The sequence below is a fragment of the Neorhizobium sp. 2083 genome (genome assembly GCF_031455615.1).
Classification (GTDB): Bacteria; Pseudomonadota; Alphaproteobacteria; order Rhizobiales; family Rhizobiaceae; genus Neorhizobium.
On the sequence record NZ_JAVDTC010000009.1, the window covers coordinates 58,907 to 79,849 of the forward strand.

Sequence of the window (20,943 nt, forward strand, 5' to 3'; positions counted from 1 at the left end):
GACCAAAGGCCCAAGACATCTTCGGCCTGAAGTCCCGTCCGGCCCGACTGAAGCCCAAACATCGGAACGACCCATGGCAGACGGAGTTGGACGGGCGATTGCGGCCTCATGCAGAGGCCAGCAACCGAGACAAATGCACAGAGAACAGAGGTAGAGGAAACATCATGAAACTCTCATTGAAACAGACGTTCGCGATGGCGCTTCTCGCCGGATCGACGCTTTCGGTGGTTCCGGCCATCGCTCAGACTCAGGCTCCCGCAAATAGTCAGGACGGCGGTTCCACTGTTCTGCCGCGCAAGCTTCCCCCAGGCTCGGATGGCGCAGCCGGCGACAAGCAGGCACAGCCGAAGCAGGATATGGGTGCCGCGACACAACAACCGAAGGGTGCCACCTCAGACAGCAGCTCGACCACCGCCCAAGGCAAGGCCGACGATCAGCAGCGCCTGAAGAAGGGCGACACCGCAGCTCAGGATAAACCCGCCGATCCGAAGAAGGCGCAGGCCAACGATAGCCAGCCGGCCGCCAAGGATAATACCGCGCAGCAGAAACCTGCCGGCCAGAACGACGGTTCCACGACCGCCAATTCCAGCTCCGGAACGGGAACGGATGCCCGCAAGCCGGCAACCGACGACACCGCCCGGCAGAACAACGGCGCGCAGCAACCAAGCTCTAACCAGGCTGCCACCACCGACAAGCCATCCAACGAAACCACCGGCAGCATCAACATTTCGACGGAACAGAAAACGGAAGTCCGCAATATCCTCGTCCAGAACAAGGTCGAGCCGGTCAACGTGGATGTCGAGGTCAATGTCGGCGTCGCCATTCCGAGGACGGTGAGATTGCATCCGCTGCCGCCGCGCATCGTCGAGATCGTGCCCGCCTATCGCGGTTACGAATATTTCGTCCTGGCGGATGGCAGGATCATCATCGTCGAGCCTTCGAGCCACAAGATCGTCTACATCCTGGTCGGCTGAGTGCCGAACAGGGGAGGAAATCATGAGTGAGCGAGAACCGACAGGAATCCGTTCGGGCGGTCGCGGCGGCTGGGCCGTCGCCATCGTCCTCCTGGTCGTCGCCATCACCGGCGGACTCTTGCTCTTTGAAGGCGGGTACCTCGGAAACCGTACCGTCGGCATCAATGTGACCCTGCCGAAGATCGAGGCGCCGGCGCCGGTCACGAAATGAACGGCCTCGATTGTATTCCAAGGGCGCGGCGCCAACCAACTGCCCGCCCTATGAGACCTGAAAGGAGAAATATCATGAAAACCAAGATCATCGTTCTTTCCGCCGCAGTTCTCGGCATCCTTGCGCCGGCGGCCTCCGCCCAGCAGGGCACCGTCAACGGTGCCGCCGGCGGCGCGGTCACCGGTGCGATCATCGGCGGCCCGGTCGGCGCAGCCGTCGGCGGCGTCGCCGGCGCGGTTGCCGGCACCGCCATCGATCCGCCGCCGCAGCGTGTCGTCACCTATGTCGAACAGGCCCCTGCCCCGGCATCGCCGGTCGTCATCAAGGAGAAGATCGTCGTCGGCAAGCCGATTCCGGAGACCGTCGTGCTCACTCCGGTTCCGGACAGCCCGAAATATGCCTATGCGGTGGTGAACGAACAGCGCGTCATCGTCGATCCGCAGACCCGGACCGTCGTCCAGGTTGTCCGCTAAACCCGACTATTGCCGAAACCAGATCGGGGAGAGACGGAATTCCGTCTCTCCCCGATCTGCATTCAAAGGCCACCGGTCCGACAGCCTGCACGCTCATTGCGTCGTGTTGTCGTCGCCCATGCCATCGACGTCCGAAAGACGCACGAATTCGACGCCTCGTCGTTTCAGGGCGAGCAGCGCGCGTGCGACCCCCTCCCCGGCCGCATGGGTCGGCTGGTTGATATGCGCGAGGACGACATCGCCATCCTTGGCTGCTGCAATGCGTTTTTCGGCGACGGTGGCCCCAAGGAGAGAGCCGCCGTCGCCGTTCAGCGAATAACCGGCGATCCGGTATCCCATCTCGCGGATCTGGCGGATCGCGGAAGGATCGTATTTGGCGGTCGAGCCGCGGAACCAGTGCGGCGGCGCAAGCCCGGCCGCCAGCATGGCATCCGCGCCCCCGGCCACTTCCTGGCGAACGGCCTCCGGCGATCCGGCCGCGGCGATGCCGTAGATCGACACCGGCACATCGACGGCCGGCACGTGGTTCTGGCCATGGTTTTCCAATTCGAACAGATCGAGGTTGTTCAGAAAGATTGCGACCGACTGCGGGTTCTTTTTCAGCCAGCGGGCGGTGACGAAAATGGTCGCAGGAATGCGTTCCCGGACAAGCGTCGACAATATGCGCTCGTCGGCCTGGCCCATGCAGGCATCGAAGGTCAGCGCCACCCGAGGGCGAACGGCATTGCCCGAACGCGAGACATGCAGCTGCGGCTCGACCAGTTTGGGAGCGTGTGCTGCGTTCTGGGCCGCTGGCTGGTTTGTAACCTGCTTCGGCGGCAGATTTTGTGCGCTCGCCGTCAAAGGCAGGAGCAGGAGGACAGTGGTAAGCAGGGCGCGTCGCATGGCGGATACCAATCTCGGGAAACGCGCCTGTTTATCGCACAAGCCTTGAGGACGCCATGCGGTGGAATATCCGGGCAACAAAAAAGGCCGGGCGATGCCGGCCTTTTTCGCGAAAACGTGTTCGGCGTCAGCAGTTCGAAGCCTGGCCGTTGGTGTTGGTGCCAGCCTGACCCGAAGGAACCGACGCTGTCCCGGTCGTATCGGGAGTGGTCGCCGAGCCCTTGGTCTGAAGGTTCGGAGCGCAATTGGTGCGGGTATCCTTGGTGCCGGCTGCATTACCCATGGCGCCGCTGGTGCTGTTGGTGGCGTTCGGGTCGATCTTCTTCGTGCCGTCGCTGCTATCGCTGGCCGAGGTTCCGGTGGAACTTGCATTGCCCTTGCCGCTCGTCTGGGCAAGCGCGCCGCCTGCTGCGAGGCCGAGGGAAAGGATCGATACGGTAATCAGCTTCAAAGTCATGGGTTTCCTCCGTTGACACACCGGCAGAACCGGCGGATTCGATTTGCTTACGCAGGTCAAACCGCAGAAAACGGAGGATGTTCCATTTAAATATTTGCCGATGGGCCGGGAGCTTAGAAGCGTGCGGATGCCAGCCTGCTCTGCAGCGACTTGAGATCTTCGGCCTTGCGGGAAGCGAGGCCCTTCTCCCAGGAAATCGCTGTCTCGACGATGAGATCGAGATCGTCATGGCGCGGTTTCCAGTCGAGCAGCCGGCGCGCCAGCGTCGAATTGGCGACTACGCTTGCCGCATCGCCCGGCCGGCGCGGCCCGTAGCGGATCTCGAACTTGCGGCCGCCGACGCGCATCACGGCATCCAGAACCTCAAGCACCGAATAACCGCGGCCGTAGCCGCAATTGGCGATCAGCGGCTCGCCGCCGCGGCGCAGGTAGCTCAAGGCCTTCAGATGGGCGTCGACCAGGTCGGTGACGTGGATGTAGTCGCGGATGCCCGTGCCGTCCGGCGTCGCATAGTCGGTTCCGTAGACATCGACGCCGCGGCGCTTGGCAAGCTCGGCCTCGCAGGCGATCTTGATGAGGTGGGTTGCCCCCTCGGTAGACAGGCCGGTTCGCCCGAGCGGATCGGCGCCGGCGACGTTGAAGTAGCGTAGCGCGACGAAACGGAAGTCGTGGGCGGCCGCAGCGTCGCGCAGCATCATTTCCGACATCAGCTTCGATTGGCCATAGGGGTTCTTCGGCTGCAGCGGCGCGCTTTCCAGCACCGGCGCATCGTCTTTCTGGTCGCCGTAGACGGCCGCTGTCGACGAGAAGACGAAATGGCGGATGCCCGCTTCGACCGCGGCGGCGGCGAGCAGGCGGGTGTTGCCCGTATTGTTCTCGTAATAATCCAGCGGGTTGGCGACCGATTGCGGCACGACGATCGAGCCTGCGAAATGCAGGATCGCGTCGATATCGTTTTCGGCGAAGATCTGCGCCAGAATGGCCCGGTCGCCGACATCGCCCAGATAGAACCGCGCCTCGGCCGGTACGGCCCAGCGAAAACCGGTCGAGAGCCGGTCAAGAACGACAACTTCCTCGCCCGCGTCGAGCAAAGCCCACGCCATGTGGCTGCCGATGTAACCCGCGCCGCCTGTCACCAGAACTGCCATGTTTATACTTCCCTGCTTTCTTATCGTTGGCAGGACAAAAACATGGGCGGTCTTCAACAATGCTTACCCGGCGCAGGTCGCGCCGGGTTTATCTGGGCCCAGGGCAAACAGACTCTTGAGCGGATCGCTCAAATTTTATCGTCTTCGTGCCGGGACGGCTCAAAGACGCTTGATATAGTCGGAAAGGCGTCCGGCCGCCTCCTCGATCTGCTTCGGGTCACGCAGGAAGCAGGCACGCAGGAAAAGCTCACCGCCCTTGCCGAAAGCCGAACCCGGCGCCAGCGCCACGCCGATCTTGTCGACGATATCGAGCGCCGCGCGGCGGCTGTCGGTGATGCCGTCCACCTTGACGAAGGCGTAGAGCGCGCCGTCCGGCTTCAGGGTCTCGACCCGGTTGGTGGCGATCAGCGCGTCGCACAGGATGTCCCGCGCCTCGGTCGCCCGGGCAATATTGGCATTGACGAAATCGTCGCCCTGGTTGAGCGCGACGACGGCACCGCGCTGCAGGAACTGCGCCACGCCGGAATTCGAATACTGCACCAGGTTCTCGATCACCTGTCCCATTTCCGGCGGGGCGACGATCCAGCCGACGCGCCAGCCGGTCATCGACCAGTTCTTGGAGAAGGAATTGGCAAAGATGATCCGGTCGCCCTCTTCCATGATGTCGAGGAAGGACGCAGCACGGGCAGCACCGCCGTAATAATAGCGCGCGTAGATCTCGTCGGCGATGATCCAGATGCCGCGCTTGCGGGCGAGCGCCAGGATGCTCTTCAGATCCTCGAGCGTCGCGGTCCAGCCGGTCGGGTTGGCCGGGGTATTGATGAACAGGCCCTTCGTCTTCGGGGTGATCTTGCCTTCCAGCTTGGCGAGATCGAGCGACCAGCGGCCGCCGACGAAATCGAGCGGCAGGCCGACGGAATGGGCGCCAGAGATCTCGATCGCCGATATGATGTTCGGCCAGGTCGGCGACAGATAGATCATCTCGTCGCCGGGCGAGGTCACGGCCTGCACCGCCAGCATGATCGCGTGCATGCCCGAGCCGGTGACATAAAAATGCTCGACCGGCAACGAAACGGAAAAATGCCGCGCGTAGTAGTCCGAAAGCGCCTGGCGCAGTTCCGGGATGCCGCGCTGCCAGGTGTAGAAGGTCTCGCCGCCCAGAAGCGCCTCGGTTGCGGCGCGATTGATGAAATCCGGGCTCGGCAGGTCGCCTTCACCGGCCCAGAGCGGGATCAATCCTTCCCGTCCGCGCGCATAGGTGATGACCTCGACGATGCCGCTTTCGGGGGCCGCGACGGCACGGGGGCTGAGACTGGAAATGATCGACATGGAATTCCCTCGGCTGGTTTTCCCACTTCTTTAGCGCAGGAAGCCTAAGGAATCCCATGATAATCCGTGAGGCGGGAATCGATTCCGATGATGATTTGCCGCCGCGTGATCAAAAGATCACTTTGTCTTCAGCAGATCCCGTATTTCGGTCAGGAGCTGGATATCGGCCGGCGGCGGAGCGGGCTTTTCGTCGACCGGCTTCTTTTCGTCTGCGAGCCGCATGCGGTTCACCGCCTTCACCATCAGGAAGATGATGAAGGCAAGGATCACGAAATTGATGAGAACGGTGATGAAATTGCCGTAGGCAAAAACTGCGCCCTGTTCGCGGGCAGCGGCGAGCGACGGCGCCGTGACCGCCTTGGACAGTGGCAGGAAATAATTCGAGAAATCGAAGCCGCCTCCGGTGATGGCGCCGACGATCGGCATGACGATGTCATCGACCAGCGATTTGACGATGCCCGTGAAAGCGGCGCCGATGATGATACCGACCGCGAGATCGATGACATTGCCCTTGGCGATAAAGGAACGGAATTCGCTAATCATTGACATGGCCACTTTCCCCCATGGCGTTCGAGATGGAATGATCTCCAACATAGCGCTTTCGCCGCGCCTGAACAGATGGCTTCGCCGAACGCCTAAATGCGACTGTCTATTGGACTTTTTGCCGAGAAGCCCCCTGATTCCCAAGCGATTGCTTTTCCCCTAATGTTCGAACTGCCGCAATTCCCTGCGGGGAGGACCGATGCTTCCAGGCTGGATCATTTTTGTTTCGGCTTTCGCCTATGTGCTGCTGCTGTTTGCGGTGGCGAGCTATGGCGACAGGCGGAGCCGTATCTTCGGCGTGCCGAAGAACGGAAGGCCGGTCGTTTACGCGCTGAGCCTGGCGATCTACTGCACCTCCTGGACCTATTTCGGCGGCGTCGGGCTTGCGTCGCAAAAGGGCCTGGAATTCACCGGCATCTATATCGGCCCGATCCTCGCCTTCACGCTTGGCATGCCGATCATCCGGCGCATCGTCGAGCTTGCCAAGGCCGAGAAGCTGACGTCGGTCGCGGATTTCATCGCCGCCCGCTATGGCAAGAATTCCACCGTCGCGATGATCGTGGCGATCATCGCGCTGGTCGGCGCCGTTCCCTATATCGCGCTGCAGCTGAAGGCGGTGTCGAGCTCGGTCGCCGCCATGGTCAATCCGTCGGATTACGGCATCGGCAGCGGCAATCTCTATTTCATCGACCTGGCGCTGATCGTCACGCTGATGATGGCTTCGTTCGCGGTCATCTTCGGCACCCGCCACACGGATGCGACCGAGCATCAGGACGGGCTGATCCTCGCGGTGGCGATGGAATCGGTCGTCAAGCTGCTCGCCTTTGCGACGGTCGGCTTTTCGGTCTTCTTCATCCTGTTCGACGGGCCGTCCGACCTGCTCGCCAAGGCATCGGAAAACATGCTGGTCGGTTCGGCGCTCGCCTACGAGACGCCGATCAGCCGCTGGCTGATCCTGATCGCACTGTCGGCGTTCGCGATCATCATGCTGCCGCGGCAGTTCCACGTGACCGTGGTCGAAAACCGCACCACGAAGGAGCGCAAGGTGGCGGGCGCGCTTCTGCCGCTCTACCTCGTCGCCATCAATATCTTCGTGCTTCCGGTCGGCATGGCCGGCCTGATCACCTTCGGCGGCACCGGCGATGCCGATCTCTACGTGCTGACCCTGCCGCTTGCCGGCGAGCTGAAGGTGGTGTCGCTGATCGCCTTCATCGGAGGCTTCTCCGCCGCCACCGCCATGGTGATCGTCGAATCCGTCGCACTCTCGATCATGGTGTCGAACGACATCATTATTCCGATCTTCCTCAGGCAGCGGCTGATGGCCGCGCGCTCCGGCCAGCGGACCGACTTCACCCGTACGCTTCTGCACATCCGCCGCGTGGCGATCTTCGGGGTCCTGATCCTCGGCTATGCCTATTACCGCATGGCCGACAGCCAGTCCGGCCTCGCCTCGATCGGGCTGCTGGCATTCGCGGCGATCGCGCAGGTGGCGCCCGCCCTGTTCGGCGGCCTCATCTGGCGCCGCGCCAACGCCCGCGGCGCGATCCTCGGCATGTCCTTCGGCTTCCTCGCCTGGGCCTATCTGCTGTTCGTGCCGAGCTTCGGCGGGCCCGACAATTCCCACGTGGCGGCGGCGGTCCTCAATTTCCTGTTTCCGGGCACCGGCATCTTCTCCGGCCCGCAGACCGATCCGCTGGTCAACGTGACCATCTTTGCCCTGACGCTCAACACGCTCGCCTTCGTGCTCGGGTCGCTGTCACGCAATCCGCGGCCGGTCGAGCGCATCCAGGCCGGCATCTTCGTGAAACGCCATCTGCGCTCGCAATTCGCCACCCGTGGCTGGAAGACCCGCGTGAGCGTCGGCGACTTGAAGGCGGCGATCGCCCGCTATCTCGGCGAGGAACGCATGCGGCGCTCCTTCTCCAATTACGAGAAGACCGCCGGCCGCACGTTCAGCGACGACCAGCCCGCCGACATGGCGATGATCCATTTCTCCGAACAGCTGCTCGGCAGCGCGATCGGCTCGTCTTCCGCCAGGCTGGTGCTTTCCCTCATTCTGCAGAAGGCCGAGGATACCAATTCCGACACCGCTTGGCTGCTCGACCAGGCAAGCGAGGCGCTGCAATATAACCAGGACATGCTGCAGACCGCCCTTTCGCAGATGGACCAGGGTATCGCCGTCTTCGACAGCTCGGAGCGCCTGACGATCTGGAACCGCCGTTTCCGCAATCTGCTCGACCTGCCGGAACAGGTCGGCCAGGTCGGCTTTCCGCTCGCCGACATGGTCGCCATTCTCTCCGAGCGCGGCGATGTGGAGGCGTCCCATCAGGCCGAGGTGATCCGCCAGTTCCAGACCCTCGACGCCCCCTTCTCGCTCGTGCTGAATGGCGGCGAGCGAATCATCGAAGTGCGCTCCAATGCCATGCCCGACAAGGGCATCGTCGCGACCTTCACCGACATTTCCGAGCGCGTCGCCGCAGACCAGGCGCTGAAACAGGCAAATGAGACGCTGGAACAGCGGGTCGGCGAACGCACCGCCGAGCTTACCCGCGTCAACAAGGAGCTTGCCGACGCCCAGGCATCAGCCGACGAGGCCAATATCGGCAAGACCCGGTTCTTTGCCGCCGCCGGCCACGACATCCTGCAGCCGCTCAACGCCGCCCGGCTCTATTCCTCGGCGCTGGTCGAACGGCTCGGTGCGTCGGACAACAATGGCTCGCTGGTCCGCAATATCGATTCGGCGCTGGAATCGGTCGAGGCGATCCTCGGCGCGGTGCTCGACATATCGAGGCTCGATACCGGCGCCATGAAGCCGCGTTTCACCTCCGTGCCGCTCGAGGACCTCCTGAAGCGTATCGAAACCGATTACGCTCCGATGGCCCGCGAGAAGGACCTGGAATTCGTGGTCATGCCGACCTCGCTGAAGGTGCGCTCGGATGCCAACCTGCTGCGCCGGCTGGTGCAGAACCTCGTGTCCAATGCGATCAAGTACACGATCGACGGCAAGGTGCTGATCGGGGCCCGCCGCCGGGGCGGCCAGGTGATCATCGAGGTGCTCGATTCCGGCATCGGCATCCCGCCCTCGAAATTCCGCACGGTGTTCAAGGAATTCGCCCGGCTCGACGAAGGTGCAAAGACCGCGGCAGGCCTCGGGCTCGGCTTGTCGATCGTCGACCGCATTTCAAGGGTGCTCAACCATCCGGTCCAGCTCGCCTCGACGCCCGGCCGCGGCACGACCTTCCGGGTGCAGGTTCCCATGGACCTCACCGCATCGCAGACGATCCGCGCCGACCAGGCGGAGCGCCGCAAGCGCTCGCAGCCGCTGAACGGGCTCAGGGTTCTCTGCATCGACAACGAACCGCGTATCCTCGAAGGCATGGCGCTGCTGATCACCGGCTGGGGCTGCACGGTCGGCCAGGCGGATTCGCTTGCCGCCCTCGACGAGATCGTCGCCCGCCACGAACCGCCGCCGGAAATCATCATCGCCGACTATCATCTCGACGACGGCAACGGCATCGAGGCCGTTCTCAAGTTGCGCCAGAAATACCAGGCGGACATCCCGGCACTGATCATCACCGCCGACCGTACACCGGAAGTCCGCGCCGAAGCGGAGCGTCACGATATCGGCGTCCAGCACAAGCCGGTGAAACCGGCCGCCATGCGCGCCTACCTCACGCAGGTTGCAGGTCTCAAGCGCGTCGCGGCGGAATAGTGTGAACCTTACCCAACCCAGCGTTCATCGCGGAGTCATCACGCACAGTTTACGGTAGTTCAGGTCTAAACGGCCAAATAGGGCTGGAACTGTCCGGCTTTTTGCCGCGTTTAGCCGCGTACATCCTGGCCCGCAGAGGCCTTACGGACCGAAAGGCGACAGCCGTCGGAACCGGCAGAGACGGAGACCGCGACCGATGAAACGCTTTGATATTATTGATGGTATGCGAGGATATTTCCTCGTTTTCATGGTACTCAATCATCTGATCTTTGCTGGCGGCTATCTTCTGGTGAAGATCAACCACAACCAGCTCGCCTTTGTCGAAGACGCCCAGGGCTTCGTCTTCCTGTCCGGCCTGCTGATCGGCATGGTTTACGCCAAGAAGATGCTGAAGAACGGCTATGCCGCCGGCCGCACCGCGATCTACAACCGCGCCTTCGAACTTTATCGTTATGCGATGGGCATCGTGCTGGTTGTGCTGGTCGCCCAGATGCTGCTGCCGGGCGCCTATTCGATCTGGTTCAACTGGCTGGGTTACACGACCTTCGACGACCCGCTGCGCCTCGCCGCGATCGCGACCTTCCTGTACCAGCCGACCTTCATGGACATCCTGCCCCAGTATATCGTCTACATGCTGTTTGCCCCGATGCTGGTGAAGCTGGTGCTGGAGGACAAGTGGCATTATGTCGTGGCCGGTTCGGTCATTCTGTGGATGGCAGCCCAGCTCGGCCTGCAGCAGATCGCCACGACGCCGCTCAACGACCTCGTCATGGGCGCCGACGACCAGGGCATTCGCGTGTCCTTCAACCTGCTCGGCTGGCAGGTCGTGTTCTATTCGGGCCTCGTGCTCGGCGCGCTGACTTCGGCCGGCAAGATCAAATGGAGCAATATCCTGTCGCCGGACAATACCTTCATCCCGAAGGTGGCGCTGCTGATGGTGCTGTTCTTCCTGCCGCTGCGCCTGATCACCGCGCATGAACTGATGCCGCCGCACATGATCGGCAAGTTCGCCTCGATGGAAATCCGCGCCGATTTCGGCCCGGTCTATCTCCTCAACTTCGCCGCCGTCGCCATGCTGGTCACCTGGCTGATCGTCGCGGGTCCGAAGCACAAGGACGAGGGGGTGCGCCGCATCGCCGGTGCGATCACCTGGGTGTTCTCGATCAAGTACCTGCAGCTGCTCGGCCGCCACTCGCTCTATGTCTATGTGTGGCACGTCGCGATCGTCTACTTCGTCTATTATTTCGACGGGCGGACGCCTGAACTCAACGAGTTCACCAAGACCGCGATTGCGCTGGTCTCGATCGCGCTGCTGTCGCTACCGGCCCTGTGGCGCGAACGCGACAAGCTGTTCGGCACAGCGGAACCGGCCCCGGTCAAGGTGCAGCAGCCGGCAAAACCCGGCGCACCGCAGCAGATGGTCATTCGGTGAGCGATAAAGGTCAGAACGAAATAAGGGCATTGGCGTAAGCCACTGCCCTTTGCGTTTCAACACATCGCAACATATGCACCGTCATCCTCGGCCTTAAGCCGAGGATCCACCATCCGCACAGCCAGCCTCGTGGATCCTCGGCTCAAGGCCGAGGATGACGGTGGGTGGGGCGGCGGAGCGGAGCGCCGCTTTTCCGAGACAGCCCCGGAGCCATCGCCCTTTCACGTGACCGCCCCGACCTGCCACGGCACGAATTCGTTGTCGCCGTAGTCATAGATCTCGCTCAGCGTCTTCTTGCCCGAAGCCACCGCGATCACGTCCTCGAAGATCCGCAGGCCCGCCTCTTCGATCGTCTCCTCACCGGTGACGATGCCGCCGCAGTTGAGGTCCATGTCTTCCTTCATGTGCTCGTACATTTCGGAATTGGTGGCGATCTTGATGCAGGGGGACGGCTTGAAGCCGGAGACAGAACCCCGGCCGGTGGTGAAACAGATGACATTGCAGCCGCCCGCCACCTGGCCCGTCACCGCGACCGGATCGTAGCCGGGCGTATCCATGAACACGAAACCGGGTTCGGTGACGGTCTCGGCAAACTCGTAGACGGCCTTCAACGGCATCGAGCCGCCCTTGGCGACGGCGCCGAGCGACTTTTCCAGGATGGTGGTCAGGCCACCCAGCTTGTTGCCGTGAGACGGGTTGTTGTTGAGCTCGTCGCCGTTGCGGGCGGTATAATCCCGCCACCAGTCGATCCGCTGCAGAAGTTTCTTCGCCACGTCCGGCGTCACGGCACGGCGGGTGAGCAGATGTTCGGCGCCGTAGATCTCCGGGGTTTCGGAGAGCACCGTCGTACCCCCGTTGCGGACGATGAGGTCCGAGGCATAACCGAGCGCCGGATTGGCCGAAATGCCGGAATAACCGTCCGAACCGCCGCATTCCAGCGCCAGTTTCAGTTTCGAGAGCGGCTGGGGGGTGCGCGTCGCGGCATTCACGGCCGGCAGCATCTCCTTGATGATCGCGATCGCCGCGTCGATGGTCTTTTTCGTGCCCCCATGCTGCTGGATGTTCATGGTGCGCAGCCGGTCGCCCTCTTCCATGCGGTAATGCTCGAGGATCGGAGCGATCTGATTGGTTTCGCAACCGAGGCCGATCATCAGGATGCCGCCGAAATTCGGATGGCGGGCATAACCCTGGATGGTGCGGATCAGCAGCCGGTAACCTTCCGACTTGTTGTTGAGCGCGCAGCCGCCGCCATGGGTGAGCGCCACGACGCCGTCGACATTGTCGAAGCCTTCGAGCCCGCCCATGCGGTTGAAATAGTCGGCGATGTAACGCGACACCGTGGCGGAACAGTTCACCGAGGAGATGACGCCGATATAGTTGCGGGTGCCGGCGCCGCCGGTGCCCCGGTCGTAACCGAGAAAGGTGCGCCGCTCGGCTTCCGGCAGCATGCCCTTTTCCTCGATATCGACGCTGAACTGATGTTCGTGTTCGGAAGGCAGCATGGCGAGGTTATGGAGATGGACATGGCTGCCGGGCGCGATGTCCTCGGTCGCAATGCCGATCACCTGGCCGTATTTCTTCACCTCGCCACCCGCCGGGATCGCCCGGATCGCCACCTTGTGGCCGCGGCCGATCAGTTCGCGGGCCATGAGATCGCCGTAACCGGTCGGTCCACCGGCCCGCATCGGCTGCCTTGCGACGCCGACGTCGTCGATCGGGTTCAAGATGATGATGGGTGAAGCCGCAATATCCATTTTCGTTTCCTCCCGAAACAGCCGCAGGCATATCACCGCGTCTCGTGGTTCATCCAGCGTTGTTTCGATTCTTCCAGATGTGCATGCATCATCGCCTGCGCAAGAAGCGGATTGCGCGCCTCCAGCGCCGCATAGATCGCCTCGTGTTCGACGAGCGCTGCACCCCAGGTTTCCGGGGATTCGAACCGCGCGCGGATCTGCGCAGACATCGGGCTGTGCCGTTCGTCGAACAGGTCGCCGACGATATGGGCCAGCACCGAATTGCCCGACTGCCCCGCAATGGTCAGATGGAAAAGCCGGTCGAGATCGAGCGCCTTGCGGCCTTCGGCGATCTCGGTGCGCATCTGGTCGAGCGTCTGGCGCAGCGACCGCAGCATTTCCGGGGTGATCCTTGCCGCCGCGAGCAGGATGACCGCGCCTTCGACGGCGGCGCGCGCCTGCATCAGCTCCAGCGGGCTTTCGCCCATGGAACCGCTCTGCCAGGCCCGGCGGTCCGGCTCGGCCGTGACATAGATGCCCGAGCCCATGCGGATCTCGACGCTTCCGTCAATTTCAAGCGCGATCAGCGCTTCGCGCAGGGATGGCCGCGAGACGCCGAGCTGCTGGGCAAGCTCCCGCTCCGCCGGCAGCCGCGCCCCAGCCGGAAACTGGCCACCCTGGATGAGCAGCCGGATCTGGTCGGCAACCTGCTGATACAGACGTCTTGGTTCTGGAGCTTTGATGGATCCATTCATGGATTTGGTCATCCCGGACAATGTGGCCTTACCATATCAGGCAGTTCCCAGAGAGCAACAAACAAATTTTCTCCATTGAATTTCCGTAGGTTTCCAGCATTTCGCGCTGACCTTCAAAAGGCAAGCGGCAGGCCGTCCAAAAAATTGGCTTGACCAGTTCTGAGCTCGGGTTTACCCATTGGTGACGCCGGAGGGAGGAGCCGCCGGCGAATGGGCCTGGTGGCCCAGGGAGGCAAATGTGGAAAACCGTCCGGCCGAGCTTGGGCAGACTGCGCATGGCGCCGCCATGCTGCCGGGCCGCGTCGCGCCGGCCCCGGCCACCGGAGCGCTGCTCCGCCTCGACAATATCAGCAAGGACTTTCCCGGCGTCAAAGCGCTCTCCAACGTCCATTTCGATCTCCGCCGCGGCGAGGTTCATGCCGTCTGCGGCGAAAACGGCGCCGGCAAGTCGACGCTGATGAAGATCGTCAGCGGCGTCTACCAGCCGAGCTCCGGCACGATCACCTACAAGGGCGAGGAACGGCATTTCTCCTCGACGCGGGAATCGGAAGCCGCCGGCATCGCCATCATTCACCAGGAACTCAATCTCGTGCCGCATCTGACGGTGGCAGAGAACATCTATCTCGCCCGCGAGCCGCGCCGCGGCTTTTTCGGCGGAGGTTTCCTGGTCGACCGAAAGAAGCTGCGCGCCGACGCCAAGCGTTGCCTCGACCGACTGGGCGTCGACATCGATCCGGACCGGCCGGTGCGGGGCCTCTCCGTCGCCCAGTGCCAGATGGTCGAGATCGCCAAGGCATTGTCGCTCGACGCCGAAGTGCTGATCATGGACGAGCCGACGTCGTCGCTCACCGAGCAGGAGACCCGGCTGCTGTTCAAGGTGATCCGCGACCTGAAGGCATCGGGCGTCGGCATCGTCTATATCTCGCACCGGCTGGACGAAATGTCCGAGATCGTCGATCGCGTCACGGTGCTGCGCGACGGCCGCTATATCTCCACCGACGATTTTGCCGCCACCAGCATCGACGCGATCGTCTCGAAAATGGTCGGCCGGTCGCTGGAGGAAAAGTTTCCGGACCGCACGTCCGTCCCGAGCGACGAGATCATCTTCTCGGCGCAAGGCCTTTCGCGCGCCGGCGTCTTCCGCGACGTCTCGTTCACGCTCCGCCGCGGCGAGATCCTCGGCTTTGCCGGGCTGATGGGCGCCGGACGCACGGAAGTCGCCCGGGCCATCTTCGGCGCCGACCCGCTCGATGCCGGCACCGTCACCCTGCATGGCCGGACGCTCACTATCAGCTCGCCGCGCGACGCCATCGCCGCCGGCCTCGCCTACCTGTCCGAAGACCGGAAGGCGCAGGGGCTGGCGGTCAAGATGACGGTCGATGCGAACATGACGCTTGCCAACATGGAGGCGGTCTCTAACCGCTTCGGCGTGATCGATTTCGCCAGGCATGCGAAGGCCACCAGGCAATATGTCGATCTGCTCAACATCCGCACGCCCTCGATCAAGCAGCCGGTTCGCCTTCTCTCGGGCGGCAACCAACAGAAGATCATCATCGGCAAGTGGCTGTTCCGCAAATCGAAGCTGCTGTTCTTCGACGAACCGACACGCGGCATCGATGTCGGCGCGAAGCTCGCGATCTACCGGATCATGGACGAGCTTGCGGCAAACGGCATCGGCGTCGTGCTGATCAGCTCCGAGCTTCCGGAAATTCTCGGCATGACCGACCGCGTCGCGGTCTTCCACCAGGGCCGCATCACCGGCGTGCTGGAGACCGCGAAAACCGATCAGGAAGAGATCATGCGATACGCCTCCGGCTACGGCCCGGCAGGTGCGGCGAGGAATGCACATGGCTGAGATCACCGAAGTCTCGAAACAGAAGAGCGGCGCATTCAGCGACCGGCAGAAGGACATCATCCAGAAATTCGCCGCACTCGGCAGCCTGTTCGTGCTGATCGGCGTCTTCTCGGCAACCAGCAGCGCCTTCTTCACCATCGACAACGGCATGACGGTGGCGCTGCAGGTGACCTCGATCGCCTTTCTCGGCATCGGCGCCACCTGCGTCATCATCACCGGCGGCATCGATCTGTCGGTCGGCTCGGTCCTGGCGCTTTCCGGCGTCGTCGCGGCACTCGCGGTCAAGGATTTCGGGGCGCCCGTCTGGCTCGGCATGATCTCCGGCATCCTGACCGGCTCGGTCTGCGGTTTCATCAACGGCATTCTCGTTACCGGCATGCGGCTGCCGCCCTTCATCGCCACGCTCGGCATGATGATGATCGCCCGCGGCGTCGCGTTGCAGATCACCGGGGCGCGGGCCGTTTCGGGGCTTGGTGAATCCTTCGGCGAACTCGGCAACGGCTCGCTCCTGCGCATCGTCAAGATCGGCGACGACGGCTTTCCGACCATCATCTTTCCGGGCATCCCCTATCCGGTCATCCTGATGATCGTCATCGCGCTTGCCGTGTCCTACATGCTCAACCGCTCGGTGCTCGGCCGGCATATCTATGCGGTCGGATCGAACATGGAGGCAGCAAGGCTTTCCGGCGTCAACGTCACCCGTATCGTCAGCTTCACCTATGTGCTGTCCGGCACGCTCGCTGGCCTCACCGGCTGCGTGCTGATGTCGCGCCTCGTCACCGCCCAGCCGAACGAGGGCGTGATGTACGAACTCGACGCGATCGCCAGCGCGGTTATCGGCGGCACCTCGCTGATCGGCGGGGTCGGCACGATTTCCGGAACCGCGATCGGCGCCTTCGTGATCGGCATCCTTCGCAACGGCCTCAACATGAACGGCGTCTCCGCCTTCACACAGCAGATCATCATCGGCCTCGTCATTCTGGTCACCGTATGGATCGACCAGCTGCGCAACCGCCGTTAGAGCGCCATGCGCCTGTTGGGCGCATAAAGGACGCTCTAAGTTATTGAATCTACGCATCGCACTTTCCGAAAATCTTCGATTTTCGGGTCGATGCGATGGAAAGGGCACGCGGACCTTTACCCGCGAGAACTTCGGAGAGTGAGGAGCTCTCGGGAAACCGGCCGACAAGGCCATCAAGAGGAGGAAGACATGAAGAAGCTTGCTGCCGCGCTGCTGACAACCGCAATCGCGCTTACCGCATTCTCTGCCCAGGCCGGCGAAATCGCCGTCATCGTGAAGACCGTCAATTCCACCTTCTGGCAGAATGTCCAGAAGGGTGCCGATGCCGCCATGAAGGCCGGCGGCGGTAGCAACACCATGACCTTCCAGGGACCGGCCGCGGAATCGGCGATCGCCGACCAGGTCAACATGGTCGAAAACGCCGTCAACCGGAAGGTTTCGGGCATCGTGCTGGCGCCGTCCGATCCGGACGCGCTGGTTCCAGCCGTCAAGAAGGCCTGGGAAGCCCGCATCCCGGTCGTGATCGTCGACTCGCTGCTCGCCAAGGGCTCCGAGCAGTACTACCAGTCGTTCCTGGCCACCGATAACAAGAAGGCCGGCGAACTCGCCGCCAAGGCGCTGATCGACAAGGTCGGCAAGGAAGGCAAGATCGCCGTGATGTCCTACGTGGCGGGCGCCGGCTCCGAGATCGGCCGCGTCGGCGGCTTCACCGACTATATCAAGGCGAACTCGAAGCTTCAGATCGTCGGGCCGTTCTACTCGCAGTCCCAGATGGCCACCGCACTCAACCAGACGACCGACGTTCTGGCCGCCAATTCCGACCTGAAGGGCATTTTCGGCGCCAACGAGCCGACCGCGATCGGCATGGGCCGCGCTCTGAAACAGTCCGGCAAGGCCGGCAAGGTGGTCGCGATCGGCTTTGACGGAAACCAGGACCTGCAGGAATTCGTGAAAGACGGCACGCTGTCGGCCATCGCGGTGCAGGGCTCGTTCCAGATGGGCGAACTCGGCGTCAAGACCGTGCTCCAGTCGCTCAACAAGGAGAAGGTCGAAAAGTTCGTCGACACCGGCGTCGTCGTCGTCACCAAGGACAATATCGACAAGCCGGAAGCCAAGAACGTTCTCTACTAAGCCTTACCCCAGCGGGCGCGCATCGCGAATGGTGCGCGTCCGTGATCCTCGCCCCCATGAACTTCGGACTGTCCCATGAATGTCGCCGAGCGCCGCAAGCTGCCCAATGCCCCCGTCGAACTCACCGTCATGGGTCTCGGCTGCGCCCAGATGGGCAACCTCTACCGCAAGACCTCCTACGAGGAATCGGCGGGCGCCTTCAAAGCCGCCTGGGAAACCGGTATCCGTTATTACGATACGGCGCCCTTCTACGGTTATACCCGCTCGGAACGCCGGCTCGGCACGATGCTGACCGACCTGCCGCGCGGCGACTTCGTGCTCAGCACAAAGGTCGGCCGGGTGATGCAGCCGGACGAGACGGTCGGGCCGGACGAGGACGGGTATGTCGAGCCGCTGCCCTTCCGGCCGGTCTTCGACTACAGCTATGACGGCATCATGTGGTCCTTCGAGGCGAGCCAGCAGCGGCTCGGCATCCTCAAGCCCGATATCCTCTACATCCACGATATCGGCAGCATGACCCATGGCGACAAACACCAGCACTACTGGTACCAGCTCACCGCCGGCGGCGGTTTCCGGGCGCTGAAGAAGTTGCGTGAGGAAGGACTTACCAAGGCCGTCGGCCTCGGCGTCAACGAGTGGGAAATCATCCGCGACGCGATGCAGGTCTTCGATATCGACATCGCCATGCTCGCCGGCCGTTATACGCTGCTCGAACAGCAGAGCCTCGCCTTCATGGACGATTGCGCAAGCCAGGGCGTCGGTATTGTGGTGGCCGGCCCGTTCAATTCCGGCCTGCTCGCCGGCAATCGCAAGTTCAACTATACAGACGCGCCGGCCGATATCCTCGCACGGGTCGATGTGCTGCGCGCTGCCTGCGAGGAAGAGGGCGTCAGCCTGCAGGCGGCTGCCCTGCAATTCCCCCTCGCCCATCCGGCCGTAGTCACCATCGTTTCCGGCGCACGCACCGCCGAGCAGATCAGATCGAATGTCGACTGGTTCGGCGAAGAGATCCCCGCCTCCTTCTGGTCGCGGCTGAAAACCCGCGGGCTGGTCGCCGAGGGCGCACCGCTGCCGGGCCAGGGAGCCTGAGCGATGCGGATCGACGCGCACCAGCATTTCTGGCGGATCGCGGACCGGGTGGGCCAATGGCCGCCGGCCGAATTGCAGGCGATCCACCGGGATTTCCTGCCCGACGATCTTTCTCCGATGCTGCGCGAAACCGGCATCGACGGCACCGTGCTGGTGCAGACCATGGAGAGCGAGGCGGATACCGCCTTCATGCTCGATCTCGCGGACAGGACGCCTTTCATCCTCGGCGTGGTGGGCTGGACGGATATGAAGGCTCCCGACGCACCGGCGAACATCGCGCGGCTGGCCCGTCATCCAAAGCTCAAAGGTCTTCGGCCGATGCTGCAGGATATCGCCGACGACGGCTGGATCGACGATGCCGCGCTCGACACCGCCGTGGCCGCGATGGTTGACCATCACCTCGTGTTCGACGCGCTGGTACTGCCGCGCCATCTCGAACCGCTGACGAATTTCGCCCGCCGGCACACCGATCTCCCCATCGTCATCGACCATGGCGCCAAGCCGCCGATCGCGGAAGGCCGGTTCATCGGCTGGTACGCACGCATGAAAGTGCTCGCCGAACTTCCGAACGTCCGTTGCAAGCTCTCCGGCCTGCTCACCGAAGCCGGCGACCAGAAGCCCCAGGCGGTGCGGCCCTATGCGGAAACCATTTTCGACCTGTTCGGCCCGAAACGGGTGATCTGGGGCAGCGACTGGCCGGTGCTGAGGCTTGCCGGCGACTATCGTGCCTGGCTCGATCAATGCCTCGACATTGTGCCGGACAGCGATCATGCCGATGTCTTCGGCGGCAATGCCCAACACTTCTACCGACTCGGAGCGTAACCCTATGCTGACGATCATCTGCGACGCACCGGGAAAACTCAGCGCCATAGACCGCCCCAAGCCTCTTCGTGGCGAAGGCGAAGTGCTGGTGAAGCTGCGCCGCATCGGCGTCTGCGGCACGGACCTGCATATCTTCACCGGCAACCAGCCCTATCTCTCCTATCCGCGCGTCATGGGCCATGAGCTTGCCGGCACGGTCGAGGAGGCGCCCGCCGGCAGCGCGCTTGAGGTCGGTGATACCGTCTCGATCATGCCCTATATCTCCTGCGGCCACTGCCACGCCTGCCTCAAGGGCCGCACCAATTGCTGCCGCAACCTCGGCGTCCTCGGCGTGCATCGCGACGGCGGCATGACCGAATATCTGAGCCTGCCGCAGGAATTCGTGCTGAAGGCGGAGGGCCTGTCGCTCGACCAGGCGGCGATGGTGGAGTTCCTGGCGATCGGCGCCCATGCGGTTGCCCGCGCCGGGATCGAGCCGGGGCAGAACGTGCTGGTCACCGGCGCCGGGCCGATCGGTCTTGCGGTCGCGATCTTCGCCACGCTCGATGGCGGCGCGGTGACGCTTCTTGACGGCCGCGCCGACAGGCTGGATTTCGCCCGGCGGAATCTGGGGCTGGCATCCACGGTTCAGCTTGGCCCGGACGACCACGGGCAGCTTTCCGCCATTACCGCCGGCGACTTCTTCGATACGGTCTTCGATGCGACCGGCAATCCGAAGGCGATCGAGCGCGGCTTCGGTTTCGTCGCCCATGGCGGCACCTACGTGCTGGTCTCGATCGTTTCGAGCGACATCACCTTTTCCGATCCGGAATTCCACAAGCGCGAGACGGCGCTGCTCGGCAGCCGCAACGCGACCGCTGCGGATTTCGCGCGGGTGATGCAGGCAATGCGCGACGGCAGGATCCCCGCGGCGCTCATCACCCATAGAATGATGCTGTCGGAGGTGCCGGAGCGGTTTCCGGGACTGACCGATCCCGCCGCCGGCGTCGTCAAGGCATTGGTGGAGATCTAAGGAGATGGTGATGCAGCGCATGGGCATGGTGATCGGCGTCGAGCCGCAGATGATCGGCGAATACAAGCGCTTGCACGCCGCCGTCTGGCCGGAAGTGCTGGAGCTGATCAGCCGCGCCAACATCAGGAATTATACGATCTTCCTGCGCGAGCCGGAAAACCTGCTGTTCGGCACCTGGGAATATCACGGCACGGATTTCGAAGCCGACATGGCAAAAATTGCCGCCGATCCGAAGAACCAGGAATGGTGGTCGTTCACCATCCCTTGCCAGAGACCCCTCGATAGCCGCAAGGAAGGCGAGTGGTGGGCGATGATGGAAGAGGTCTTTCATCTGGATTGAGAATTTCCTCAATCAGACTGA

The 20,943-nt window shown here is 62.9% G+C and carries 19 protein-coding genes; 12 read left to right on the forward strand and 7 right to left on the reverse strand.

Going from position 1 to position 20,943, the window contains the following annotated elements; translation table 11 throughout:
* Positions 1-164 precede the first annotated feature (164 nt).
* The 3 genes from J2X76_RS27065 to J2X76_RS27075 all read left to right on the forward strand — a co-directional run bounded on the left by J2X76_RS27065 (position 165) and on the right by J2X76_RS27075 (position 1,658).
* On the forward strand, positions 165-974 hold the full coding sequence (locus J2X76_RS27065) for a DUF1236 domain-containing protein (RefSeq protein ID WP_310220652.1): 810 nt from the start codon (positions 165-167) through the stop codon (positions 972-974).
* Between the two features lie 22 nt (positions 975-996).
* Complete coding sequence (locus tag J2X76_RS27070) at positions 997-1,185, forward strand: hypothetical protein (protein WP_310220653.1); 189 nt, start codon at positions 997-999, stop codon at positions 1,183-1,185.
* A 74-nt stretch (positions 1,186-1,259) separates the two neighbouring features.
* The gene (locus J2X76_RS27075) at positions 1,260-1,658 is read left to right on the forward strand and encodes a DUF1236 domain-containing protein (RefSeq protein ID WP_310220654.1); all 399 of its coding nucleotides are present in this window, start codon (positions 1,260-1,262) and stop codon (positions 1,656-1,658) included.
* A gap of 93 nt (positions 1,659-1,751) precedes the next feature.
* Here J2X76_RS27075 and J2X76_RS27080 read toward each other — a convergent pair whose 3' ends face one another.
* The 5 genes from J2X76_RS27080 to mscL all read right to left on the reverse strand — a co-directional run bounded on the left by J2X76_RS27080 (position 1,752) and on the right by mscL (position 6,020).
* On the reverse strand, positions 1,752-2,543 hold the full coding sequence (locus J2X76_RS27080; protein WP_310220655.1) for a polysaccharide deacetylase family protein: 792 nt from the start codon (positions 2,541-2,543) through the stop codon (positions 1,752-1,754).
* A 127-nt stretch (positions 2,544-2,670) separates the two neighbouring features.
* Entirely contained in the window at positions 2,671-3,000 is a 330-nt protein-coding gene (locus tag J2X76_RS27085) for a hypothetical protein (protein ID WP_310220656.1), read from the reverse strand.
* Between the two features lie 113 nt (positions 3,001-3,113).
* Positions 3,114-4,148 carry a UDP-glucose 4-epimerase GalE gene (gene galE / locus J2X76_RS27090; protein ID WP_310220657.1) on the reverse strand — a complete coding sequence of 345 codons (1,035 nt, stop codon included), beginning with the start codon at positions 4,146-4,148 and terminating at the stop codon, positions 3,114-3,116.
* Positions 4,149-4,307: 159 nt separating this feature from the next.
* Entirely contained in the window at positions 4,308-5,477 is a 1,170-nt protein-coding gene (locus J2X76_RS27095; RefSeq protein WP_310220659.1) for a pyridoxal phosphate-dependent aminotransferase, read from the reverse strand.
* A 117-nt stretch (positions 5,478-5,594) separates the two neighbouring features.
* On the reverse strand, positions 5,595-6,020 hold the full coding sequence (gene mscL / locus J2X76_RS27100; protein ID WP_310220806.1) for a large conductance mechanosensitive channel protein MscL: 426 nt from the start codon (positions 6,018-6,020) through the stop codon (positions 5,595-5,597).
* Positions 6,021-6,219: 199 nt separating this feature from the next.
* On the opposite strand from mscL, the gene J2X76_RS27105 reads away from it, so the two are divergent.
* Positions 6,220-9,732 carry a PAS domain-containing hybrid sensor histidine kinase/response regulator gene (locus tag J2X76_RS27105; protein WP_310220660.1) on the forward strand — a complete coding sequence of 1,171 codons (3,513 nt, stop codon included), beginning with the start codon at positions 6,220-6,222 and terminating at the stop codon, positions 9,730-9,732.
* A gap of 196 nt (positions 9,733-9,928) precedes the next feature.
* Complete coding sequence (locus J2X76_RS27110; RefSeq protein ID WP_310220661.1) at positions 9,929-11,164, forward strand: OpgC domain-containing protein; 1,236 nt, start codon at positions 9,929-9,931, stop codon at positions 11,162-11,164.
* Between the two features lie 221 nt (positions 11,165-11,385).
* On the opposite strand, the gene J2X76_RS27115 is transcribed toward J2X76_RS27110, so the two are convergent.
* Positions 11,386-12,918: an altronate dehydratase family protein gene (locus tag J2X76_RS27115; protein ID WP_310220662.1), complete on the reverse strand. Its 1,533-nt coding sequence runs from the start codon at positions 12,916-12,918 to the stop codon at positions 11,386-11,388.
* 32 nt (positions 12,919-12,950) lie between these two features.
* Positions 12,951-13,652 (reverse strand): FadR/GntR family transcriptional regulator, encoded by a 702-nt coding sequence (locus J2X76_RS27120; protein WP_310220663.1) that lies wholly within the window; start codon positions 13,650-13,652, stop codon positions 12,951-12,953.
* A gap of 286 nt (positions 13,653-13,938) precedes the next feature.
* Between J2X76_RS27120 and J2X76_RS27125 the strand changes: the two genes are divergently transcribed.
* The 7 genes from J2X76_RS27125 (at position 13,939) to J2X76_RS27155 (ending at position 20,922) form a co-directional block, all read left to right on the forward strand.
* A complete protein-coding gene (locus tag J2X76_RS27125) occupies positions 13,939-15,507 on the forward strand; it encodes an ATP-binding cassette domain-containing protein (RefSeq protein ID WP_310220807.1) in 1,569 nt (522 codons plus the stop codon).
* On the forward strand, positions 15,500-16,528 hold the full coding sequence (locus J2X76_RS27130) for an ABC transporter permease (RefSeq protein WP_310220664.1): 1,029 nt from the start codon (positions 15,500-15,502) through the stop codon (positions 16,526-16,528). The genes J2X76_RS27125 and J2X76_RS27130 overlap by 8 nt, the downstream gene beginning before the upstream one ends.
* Positions 16,529-16,717: 189 nt before the next feature.
* Complete coding sequence (locus J2X76_RS27135; protein ID WP_113130437.1) at positions 16,718-17,659, forward strand: ABC transporter substrate-binding protein; 942 nt, start codon at positions 16,718-16,720, stop codon at positions 17,657-17,659.
* Between the two features lie 75 nt (positions 17,660-17,734).
* On the forward strand, positions 17,735-18,748 hold the full coding sequence (locus J2X76_RS27140; protein WP_310220665.1) for an aldo/keto reductase: 1,014 nt from the start codon (positions 17,735-17,737) through the stop codon (positions 18,746-18,748).
* Between the two features lie 3 nt (positions 18,749-18,751).
* Positions 18,752-19,570, forward strand: coding sequence for an amidohydrolase family protein (locus tag J2X76_RS27145; protein WP_310220666.1), 819 nt, complete (start codon positions 18,752-18,754; stop codon positions 19,568-19,570).
* 4 nt (positions 19,571-19,574) lie between these two features.
* Positions 19,575-20,582 (forward strand): zinc-binding alcohol dehydrogenase family protein, encoded by a 1,008-nt coding sequence (locus J2X76_RS27150; RefSeq protein ID WP_310220667.1) that lies wholly within the window; start codon positions 19,575-19,577, stop codon positions 20,580-20,582.
* A gap of 10 nt (positions 20,583-20,592) precedes the next feature.
* The gene (locus tag J2X76_RS27155) at positions 20,593-20,922 is read left to right on the forward strand and encodes an L-rhamnose mutarotase (RefSeq protein WP_310220668.1); all 330 of its coding nucleotides are present in this window, start codon (positions 20,593-20,595) and stop codon (positions 20,920-20,922) included.
* Positions 20,923-20,943: the final 21 nt, after the last annotated feature.